The following is a 7,053-nucleotide window of genomic DNA, read 5'->3' on the forward strand; positions in this document are numbered from 1 at the left end:
CCCACCTTGTTTTTGGGGTCTGATGCGTCGTCCGTCTCTTTTGCCGTCCCGCGCCCGCCGTAGCGGATGGAGGCGCGCATAGTTGCGCCGATCTTGGCCTCGTTGAGCGTCGCCACCCGCACCCACTGCGCGTAGATGTCTTTGTTCGACACGCTGGCAAAGGGCCGCGCCATCACCATGCGTTCAAGGTCTGGGCCAGACAGGCTCATGGCGTCACCGCCTTGATGTCATCTACAGAACCTACGCCAAGGGCGCCTGTGATATTCTCAGCCTGCGCCAGCCGCTCGAATTCCCTTTCGGGAAACAGCATCGCGCAGGCGTCTTTCAAATCTCCGAGCTCGCGCATCATGCCGGCAGAGACCTCAAGCCGCGCATCGAGCACAACAAAGCCGCTAAAGCCCGCCAACACAAAGCTGGCGCCGCTGGCCTGCACAAATCGCACCAGTCCGGTACCGTAAATCAGTGCCCCGCGCTTGGCGGCATCTGCTGGGGTCAGCGCCGTGCAGCGATCGCGCGCCCCCCGCTCATCTGGGGCGCGCGGCACGATAAACGCAACCTGCCGCCCTTGCCGCGCCACCCGCGCGCATGTTTTGAGTTGCTCTTCAAATGTCATGCCAAAGCCTTTCTGACCCGCGCGCAGGCCACTTCAAACCAAGTTTCATTGATCTCGATCCCGATCGCATGGCGGCCATTTTGAACCGCAGCCACCATCGCGGCACCGCTGCCCATCATCGGGTCAAGCACCGTGTCGCCTTGGGTCGTTGAATTGAGAATGTAGTGTTCACACAGCGCGACCGGCTTTTCTGTCGGATGCGCTGTTTCCTTTGGGGCGTTGAGCTGAAAGCTCTGCTTTGATCCGCAATGATTGATGCCTTGCGGATCAGCCTTGCCCTTCCACCAGTAGGTGGTGAACTCGAGGTTCTTCATGTACCAGCGGTTGCGCGTGGCGCGGATTTTGTCCCACACCAGCAAATTGTGGAACTTCCAGCCCGCGCCCTCAAAGGCAGCCCCCGCTTGAAACAGGTTCTTGTCGTTGGTCATGATGTAGGCGTCGGCATTGTCTTTGCAGGCGTGAAAGAACGGCCCGCCCAAATCATGCCAGGGCGGCACATCCATCAGCAGGCCATCATTGTTGTAATTATCAGATGCAAACAGCCCGCCCATCGACTGATGCGCGTTGCCGCCCGACGTCAGCTTATAGGCCACATCGCAAAACAGCATATCCGCCACACCGCGCAATTCTGGCAGCACCTCGCGACAATCGCCAAGGATCAGCCGCGCATTGCCGATGGTGATCTCGCGCAGGATGCTCATGGCAACACCCTGCGAGGCAAACGGCAGGCCTCAACTCTAGACACAATGGATATTAAATTGTTTAAGTAACCGTATCGAAACGTAAATACGCCACGGGTCATCCTCGGAATGACTGAGATATGGACCGCAGCATGAACACTCTGATCCGCGCATTTCTGAGCAATGTGGTGCCCCGCGCGCCTATGATGCTGCTGATCTACTGTCTTGGCATTTGCGAGTATTGTGTGTCGGTTGGACCTTATACTGTCTTGTTCGCCTGAGCCCTCGCAGCGCGAGGACTGTAAAAACGAGCGCGCGCTTCGCCCACAAAGCGCGCGCCCCATTTCGGCCTCAAGGGGGAGGAGACGGCCGAAATTCCAAACCTGTGAATAAAAGAGGCCGAGAGCACGAAGCCCCCGACCTGTTGCACACACAACGGTGTGCAAAGTTGCGCGATCTAGGACGTGCCGCGCGAGCAGTCGCACACACATCCCATCAATCGTGTAGGAACCCGTCAGTGAGGCAACACTCATCGTGCCACCTCAGTCTTTTCGCGCAGAGCAGCCCGAAAGCTCACCGCCACCGCAATCAGCTCATCCAACTCGACAAGCTGCTCGCTGGCTTCTTTGACTGTATAGTCGCTCGGATTTGCCGAAGTTGCAGAATGCGCCTCCGCATCCTTGGTCAACACATCCGAGAATTCTTTGGCGATGCGGTACACATCCGATGCGGTCACGCCATCCAGATCGACCGGCTGAAACACCCCGCCTGCCAGCGTCGCAAAATGCCGTGCTATCGGCTCGGCTGCACTTGGCTCAATCCGTCCCAGGCTATCAAGGTAGTTAACACCAATACCACCGGGGCGATGGTCGCTGCGCTCGGTTCCGTAGGACAGCGTCGACACCCCGATGCCAAGATCGATCGACGCGTTTTCTAACCCGCCGACCGCGCCATAAGCTTCGCGCACCGCATTTTGAATACTGCCGGGTCTAGTGTACCGCATGTGATAACTCCTTTCGGCATTTCACAAGACGGACCGCACGCTGCGTGGCAATTTTGGGGCAAGTGAAGGGTGGGAAATTAAGGGCGCGAAATGCAATATCAAACATCACGCAGCTCCAGACCTTGCAGAGGCAGGTGTCGGTTGAGGCTGGAAAAGCCACCCGCAGCAAATCAGCAAACCGCGTGCGCGACACATCTTGCAAGCTAACGCGGTTCACTTGGAAAGACTTTTCCAAATTAGCACCGGATCGCTCGCTTTTAGGCGAAGATGTTTCCGCCGGCTTCGAGGTAAGTTGAGATATGGATAAAGGATCAACGCAAGGCATCATGTGGCTCCCCAATAAACACCCCTTCAAAATCGGCTCCTACAGAAACCGTAACCCAAGATGCGGCCACTACAGCCCCTCCTGTCGCACGTTCGATACAAACAGCGAGCTCCAAGCTTGGCCGCATTATATTACGGGCAAGACGTGAAACCGTGGCTTGCTTCACTTTGATTGCATCCGCGAATGCAGCTTGTGAAATGCCGCTATGTTCTAGGTATTCGGAAAGGGTCATCATATTGGCGATATACGCCACAGGAATATACGGGTCAAGAATTATTATACGTGTCACGTATTTGCCAAAAACCCAACTCCCGCAGAGAATTGACGTATGACAAACATTGCCTATTACAGAAAATTACGCGGACTGAGCCAAGAAGATTTAGCTCAAAAAATTGGCGTGAAGCAGCCACATATATCGCGCATTGAAAATGGCGACGACGGCCCCCCACTCCGTCTCTTCATGGATATAGCCGACGCTTTAGATGTATCGTTAGCTGATTTGTTTTCCGAAGAAATGACCAAGGCAGCGCTTATGGTTGTTGATGCATTTCGGTCTGGCTCTGACGAGACCCGACGCTTGATGTCTGCGATGGCGAAAGAGGTAGAATCCCTGCCCCTAGGAGATAATCGAGAAAAACCTGAAATCTAATTCTATCCATTGAAAGAGTGCATTTCTCAAATTCTTCATCCGACATGTATTTTCTCCATCCATAAATTCGAACAAAATGAGAACATTTAGGCCGACTGTCAACGCAGGACTAGCACATGATTGGACTTAAAGAGTCGTCAGCCAGAGCAATAATTGCGCTAACCCCCTCAGATTTGGCAGCATATCTGACCGAACAAATGGTCTAAGTTGTATCTACCCTCGCTGCAGCCAGCTTCTTTGCTTCATCAACATACCTACAAGATAAATCAAACCATAGGCGGGTTGATGGAGACTGTGACAGCAGCAACGTGACCCAAGCTGAGATCGACATTACAGCAGACACAACAAACTCCCAATCAGACTAAACACCCGTGCCAAATCTAGCCCATCAAAGAGATTCTGCCAGCTCGGAGGGCTCCTTTTCCTTATCGAGATGACGATTCGAACCTCACCCCATTATATACGTGACACGTATTATTATACTTTACAGGTATATACCTGTTGCGTATATACTACCCCCATCACCCGCCGAAGACGCCACAGGCAGATCGCGGAATTTCATGATGGAGAGACCCATGTCCCGCATTCAACACACAGACTTTTCGCTCAAAGGCCGCACCGCGCCTGACGGCCCGTATTTCATAGGCAACCTGATCTTCGGCCTTGACCCTTTGCGCATCGATCACGCGCAGATCATCGTGGGCGCGCCGCACAATCATCCTGCTCTGCGCCGTGCGCTGGCCTTTCGCACCCTCAAAGAGGCGCGGGGCGAAACCGTCAATTCCAAGCGCTTGATCCTGTCCGCCCTCACATCGGTTGAGGGCACGGCATGAACGGCGATCCAATCCAAAATCTGTTGAACCGCATTGATCAGGACAGCGACTTTGCAACCAAACACGATGCCTTTGTCGCAGAAACACTCGAATGCGGCGGCAGCTATCAAGCGCAAGCTGGCAACACCTTCATGATCGACCTGCACGGCATTCGTGTGCTTGCCAATTCCGAGGCCAACGCGCACGAGCTTTGGCTGCGCGCGGCCAATATCCAAATGAGAAGACTGGCAAGTCTGGCAAATCTGGGCGGTGCGGCATGACTTTTACGCCTGCTGAACAACGCGCCCTGCCTTTGCTCACGCAACCTGAGAAGATTGCGGCCCATCGTTTGGGTGTAAGCCAATCGGCGTTCAAATATCACAAAGCCAACATCATTCGCAAAACAGGCACGGCAAACCTGTGCTCGGCGGTCGCGACATTGGCCGCACAAGGCCAAGCCTTTGAGTGTTTGGAGGGGCGCGCATGACCATCCAAAGCCCAATCGCCCGCCCGCGCCGCCTCTTTGCCCTCACTGAAAGTGACACGCCAAAAGGCGCGGTGTTCATCGGCCCCAAATCCAAGTGGTGGCCAAAGCAGCATAATCCCAGCAGCACACCTGCCTATGCGCGCGAAACCTATCGCCAATCCTTAGCGGTGCCGTGCAAATGGCGCGAGCGCATTGAGCTCTGCACCGAACTACGCGGCAAAGACATCGCCAGCGCATGTCCGATTGATCAATCGAGCTTTGTCGATGTCCTGCTAGACATCGCGAACAGCGATGAATTTGGATGACCCGCCTCACGCAAATGCACCCCGCGCAACAGGCTGGCATCTTGTGCAATGATCCGCAGTTTCAAAAGTTTGCCGCCATTCGCAGCGGCTTGCCTGGCACTCAATTCTGCGCCAGCGCCGCAGCTCAATACCTACGCGAGGCGTGCAAGATCGCCAGCCGCCGAGAGTTGAACACAAACGCGGTCGCGCACTCAAACTTCGCAGCCTTGCGCACGTCATTTGATGCCTGGGCTGGGCGTATCGCAACCCCAAATCCCTGAAAGAAAACCATGCCCAATCACGCCACGACAAACGCCGAAAGATACAAAGAGGCCCTCACGCCAAGCTGCGAAACGAAAGCCGCCTACATGAGTGAATTTAGCATCGACGTCCCGATGGTCGACGAACACGGCGAGGAGTTTACGCAGCAGATCGACGTCCCATGGACAACGATAAAGGAAATCATGGCAACGATTTCCAAGCGCGCCGAAACAGAACCACTGAAAGGATCACCCCAGTGATGACCAAGCACAGCACACCGCCCGAAGCCGCCCCAATCCCTGAGCGCCACGATCCCTACAAAATGCGCACGCTTGAGCAAATCCTAGCGCTGTTCAATGGCGGTGAGTTCCTATCCGAAGTGATGGAGGGGCACAAAACGCTCATGCAAGACTTGCTGGAGCACAATGATCTGCACGGCTCCAAAGGCTGCACCGGCACCATGACCATTCAGCTGAAATACGCAGTCGGCAACGCTGGCGATGTTGGCATGGGCGCGACGGTTACTTTTGCGCCGCCCAAAAAACCACCGAGCTCTGCGGGCGCCTACATCAACGATGCGGGCGAGCTCACACTCTACAGCCCGATGATGGCGCGGATGAACACCCCGCTGCGCGACATCTCTGATCACGATCCTGAAACAGGCGAAATCCGCGACGCCGACTGATCGCGCTCGGATTGATCGCACTCAAACACTTCATCCACAAAGAAAGGCAAGCCATGTTAAATCTCACCCCTCTCACCAACGACAATCCTGCCCAAACCATGCGTGATACAATGCTGGAGCTTGGCAAACATGAAGCCATCGCTCTGCCCGACGGCATGGATCTGACCAAGCCGTTTTTGATCACCGTGCCGGACAAGCGTAAGGTCGAGGATCTCACGCAGAAATACCTATCGGCTGCGCAGTACCTAAAGCCAACACAGCGCAAAGGCACGGCGCGCCTTAAAGACTTGGAAAGTCTTGTGGCTTGGGCCAACCGTTTTAAGGGCGACAGCTCAGTCTTGTTCGCCAATCCCGTTATGGACACCCCGTCTTTGACCTGCATTGCCGATTATCACGATGAGGGCCCAGCAGACCCGACAAACCCACTTGGCGACCCCAGCGCGCGTCACGGCCATCATCGTGGGGTCTATGATTTTCCTCTGTCTGAGGATTGGAAAGCATGGATGGCAGTGTCTGACACGCCGCTCGAGAAAGACGACATGGGCGAATTTATTGAGACGCAGGCCAAGAATATCATGGACCCAACGCCCGCAATCATTGCCGGCGCACAGGACGATAAAAACGACGATTGGGAAAATCGCCTGATTGAAACCGCCTGCAAGATTGAAGGGCGATACGGCCAGCTCACGCAGCTGCTGCAAATGTCCAAACAGTTTCTCATCAATGAAACCAGCGACCTCAAACTAACCACCAACCGCGACACCGGCGAAGCGGAAATGAAGTTCATCAATGAGCACAAAGGCCTCAATGGTCAGCCGCTGAACCTGCCAAACCTGATCATCATTGCAATTCCGGTGTTTCTAAATGGCCCGCTGTACCGCATGCCCGTGCGCTTTCGCTATCGCAAGTCCGGCGGTCAGGTGAAGTTCATCCTGTCGATCTACAACCCCGAGAAAGCCTTCGAGGCGTCATTCGATGAGTCCCTAGACCTCGCCGTCGCGCACACCGACCTGCCGCTTTTTAAAGGCACGCCGGAAGCGTGATCTCTTTTTCTGGACCTTGGAAACAGGGTCCAGCGATGGACGTCACAAAACGAAGTTCGAAAGCAGACAATTTTGGAGAACGGTCATGAGTAAAACATTACAGCGCATTGCCCGCCCCGGCTTGCACTCTCAAAAACCAGCATCGCCATCAGGCAATCGCGCCGGCATCGATGTAAAAACAGTCCAGCAAGTGTTCGCGACAGGCAACAGC

General features: G+C 54.9%; 15 protein-coding genes. 10 read left to right on the forward strand and 5 right to left on the reverse strand.

The genetic code is table 11. The features are described from left to right. The 3 genes from BM025_RS15990 to BM025_RS16000 form a co-directional block, all read right to left on the reverse strand. On the reverse strand, window positions 1-209 hold a 209-nt coding region (locus tag BM025_RS15990; RefSeq protein ID WP_139204585.1), incomplete at its 3' end, for a hypothetical protein. After that, on the reverse strand, window positions 206-613 hold the full coding sequence (locus BM025_RS15995) for a hypothetical protein (RefSeq protein WP_085850536.1): 408 nt from the start codon (window positions 611-613) through the stop codon (window positions 206-208). The genes BM025_RS15990 and BM025_RS15995, both read right to left, overlap by 4 nt. Beyond that, window positions 610-1,314: a DNA-methyltransferase gene (locus BM025_RS16000; protein ID WP_090875424.1), complete on the reverse strand. Its 705-nt coding sequence runs from the start codon at window positions 1,312-1,314 to the stop codon at window positions 610-612. The genes BM025_RS15995 and BM025_RS16000 overlap by 4 nt, the downstream gene beginning before the upstream one ends. A 131-nt stretch (window positions 1,315-1,445) precedes the next feature. On the opposite strand from BM025_RS16000, the gene BM025_RS19630 reads away from it, so the two are divergent. Beyond that, the gene (locus BM025_RS19630) at window positions 1,446-1,574 is read left to right on the forward strand and encodes a hypothetical protein (protein ID WP_280139351.1); all 129 of its coding nucleotides are present in this window, start codon (window positions 1,446-1,448) and stop codon (window positions 1,572-1,574) included. A gap of 248 nt (window positions 1,575-1,822) precedes the next feature. Here BM025_RS19630 and BM025_RS16005 read toward each other — a convergent pair whose 3' ends face one another. Both BM025_RS16005 and BM025_RS16015 read right to left on the reverse strand, forming a co-directional pair. Further along, a complete protein-coding gene (locus BM025_RS16005; RefSeq protein WP_085850534.1) occupies window positions 1,823-2,296 on the reverse strand; it encodes a hypothetical protein in 474 nt (157 codons plus the stop codon). A gap of 311 nt (window positions 2,297-2,607) precedes the next feature. After that, window positions 2,608-2,910, reverse strand: coding sequence for a helix-turn-helix domain-containing protein (locus tag BM025_RS16015; protein WP_085850532.1), 303 nt, complete (start codon window positions 2,908-2,910; stop codon window positions 2,608-2,610). Window positions 2,911-2,949: 39 nt separating this feature from the next. Here BM025_RS16015 and BM025_RS16020 point away from each other — a divergent pair, with 39 nt between their 5' ends. The 9 genes from BM025_RS16020 to BM025_RS16060 all read left to right on the forward strand — a co-directional run bounded on the left by BM025_RS16020 (window position 2,950) and on the right by BM025_RS16060 (window position 6,842). Continuing rightward, the gene (locus tag BM025_RS16020; protein WP_085850531.1) at window positions 2,950-3,270 is read left to right on the forward strand and encodes a helix-turn-helix domain-containing protein; all 321 of its coding nucleotides are present in this window, start codon (window positions 2,950-2,952) and stop codon (window positions 3,268-3,270) included. A 575-nt stretch (window positions 3,271-3,845) separates the two neighbouring features. After that, complete coding sequence (locus BM025_RS16025; RefSeq protein WP_085850530.1) at window positions 3,846-4,103, forward strand: hypothetical protein; 258 nt, start codon at window positions 3,846-3,848, stop codon at window positions 4,101-4,103. Next, complete coding sequence (locus BM025_RS16030; protein ID WP_085850529.1) at window positions 4,100-4,363, forward strand: hypothetical protein; 264 nt, start codon at window positions 4,100-4,102, stop codon at window positions 4,361-4,363. Before BM025_RS16025 ends, BM025_RS16030 begins: the two co-directional genes overlap by 4 nt. Further along, on the forward strand, window positions 4,360-4,569 hold the full coding sequence (locus BM025_RS16035) for a helix-turn-helix domain-containing protein (RefSeq protein WP_085848922.1): 210 nt from the start codon (window positions 4,360-4,362) through the stop codon (window positions 4,567-4,569). The genes BM025_RS16030 and BM025_RS16035 overlap by 4 nt, the downstream gene beginning before the upstream one ends. Beyond that, window positions 4,566-4,874 carry a hypothetical protein gene (locus BM025_RS16040; RefSeq protein ID WP_090875426.1) on the forward strand — a complete coding sequence of 103 codons (309 nt, stop codon included), beginning with the start codon at window positions 4,566-4,568 and terminating at the stop codon, window positions 4,872-4,874. Before BM025_RS16035 ends, BM025_RS16040 begins: the two co-directional genes overlap by 4 nt. Then, window positions 4,871-5,134 (forward strand): hypothetical protein, encoded by a 264-nt coding sequence (locus BM025_RS16045; protein WP_085850527.1) that lies wholly within the window; start codon window positions 4,871-4,873, stop codon window positions 5,132-5,134. Before BM025_RS16040 ends, BM025_RS16045 begins: the two co-directional genes overlap by 4 nt. A gap of 9 nt (window positions 5,135-5,143) precedes the next feature. Continuing rightward, a complete protein-coding gene (locus BM025_RS16050) occupies window positions 5,144-5,374 on the forward strand; it encodes a hypothetical protein (protein ID WP_090875428.1) in 231 nt (76 codons plus the stop codon). After that, the gene (locus BM025_RS16055; protein WP_090875431.1) at window positions 5,374-5,799 is read left to right on the forward strand and encodes a hypothetical protein; all 426 of its coding nucleotides are present in this window, start codon (window positions 5,374-5,376) and stop codon (window positions 5,797-5,799) included. Before BM025_RS16050 ends, BM025_RS16055 begins: the two co-directional genes overlap by 1 nt. Window positions 5,800-5,852: 53 nt before the next feature. Continuing rightward, window positions 5,853-6,842: a DUF2303 family protein gene (locus BM025_RS16060; RefSeq protein WP_085850524.1), complete on the forward strand. Its 990-nt coding sequence runs from the start codon at window positions 5,853-5,855 to the stop codon at window positions 6,840-6,842. The last annotated feature ends 211 nt before the right edge of the window (window positions 6,843-7,053 follow it).

The sequence above is a fragment of the Pacificibacter marinus genome (assembly GCF_900109555.1).
GTDB classification, from domain to species: Bacteria; Pseudomonadota; Alphaproteobacteria; order Rhodobacterales; family Rhodobacteraceae; genus Celeribacter; species Celeribacter marinus_C.

Coding starts and splice junctions, on each gene's coding strand:
- BM025_RS19630 (WP_280139351.1), top strand. CDS start 1,446: ATGAACACTCTGATCCGCGCATTTCTGAGCAATGTGGTGCCCCGCGCG.
- BM025_RS16025 (WP_085850530.1), top strand. CDS start 3,846: ATGTCCCGCATTCAACACACAGACTTTTCGCTCAAAGGCCGCACCGCG.
- BM025_RS16030 (WP_085850529.1), top strand. CDS start 4,100: ATGAACGGCGATCCAATCCAAAATCTGTTGAACCGCATTGATCAGGAC.
- BM025_RS16040 (WP_090875426.1), top strand. CDS start 4,566: ATGACCATCCAAAGCCCAATCGCCCGCCCGCGCCGCCTCTTTGCCCTC.
- BM025_RS16060 (WP_085850524.1), top strand. CDS start 5,853: ATGTTAAATCTCACCCCTCTCACCAACGACAATCCTGCCCAAACCATG.
- BM025_RS16035 (WP_085848922.1), top strand. CDS start 4,360: ATGACTTTTACGCCTGCTGAACAACGCGCCCTGCCTTTGCTCACGCAA.
- BM025_RS16000 (WP_090875424.1), bottom strand. CDS start 1,314: ATGAGCATCCTGCGCGAGATCACCATCGGCAATGCGCGGCTGATCCTT.
- BM025_RS16045 (WP_085850527.1), top strand. CDS start 4,871: ATGACCCGCCTCACGCAAATGCACCCCGCGCAACAGGCTGGCATCTTG.
- BM025_RS16020 (WP_085850531.1), top strand. CDS start 2,950: ATGACAAACATTGCCTATTACAGAAAATTACGCGGACTGAGCCAAGAA.
- BM025_RS16050 (WP_090875428.1), top strand. CDS start 5,144: ATGCCCAATCACGCCACGACAAACGCCGAAAGATACAAAGAGGCCCTC.
- BM025_RS15995 (WP_085850536.1), bottom strand. CDS start 613: ATGACATTTGAAGAGCAACTCAAAACATGCGCGCGGGTGGCGCGGCAA.
- BM025_RS16005 (WP_085850534.1), bottom strand. CDS start 2,296: ATGCGGTACACTAGACCCGGCAGTATTCAAAATGCGGTGCGCGAAGCT.
- BM025_RS16055 (WP_090875431.1), top strand. CDS start 5,374: ATGACCAAGCACAGCACACCGCCCGAAGCCGCCCCAATCCCTGAGCGC.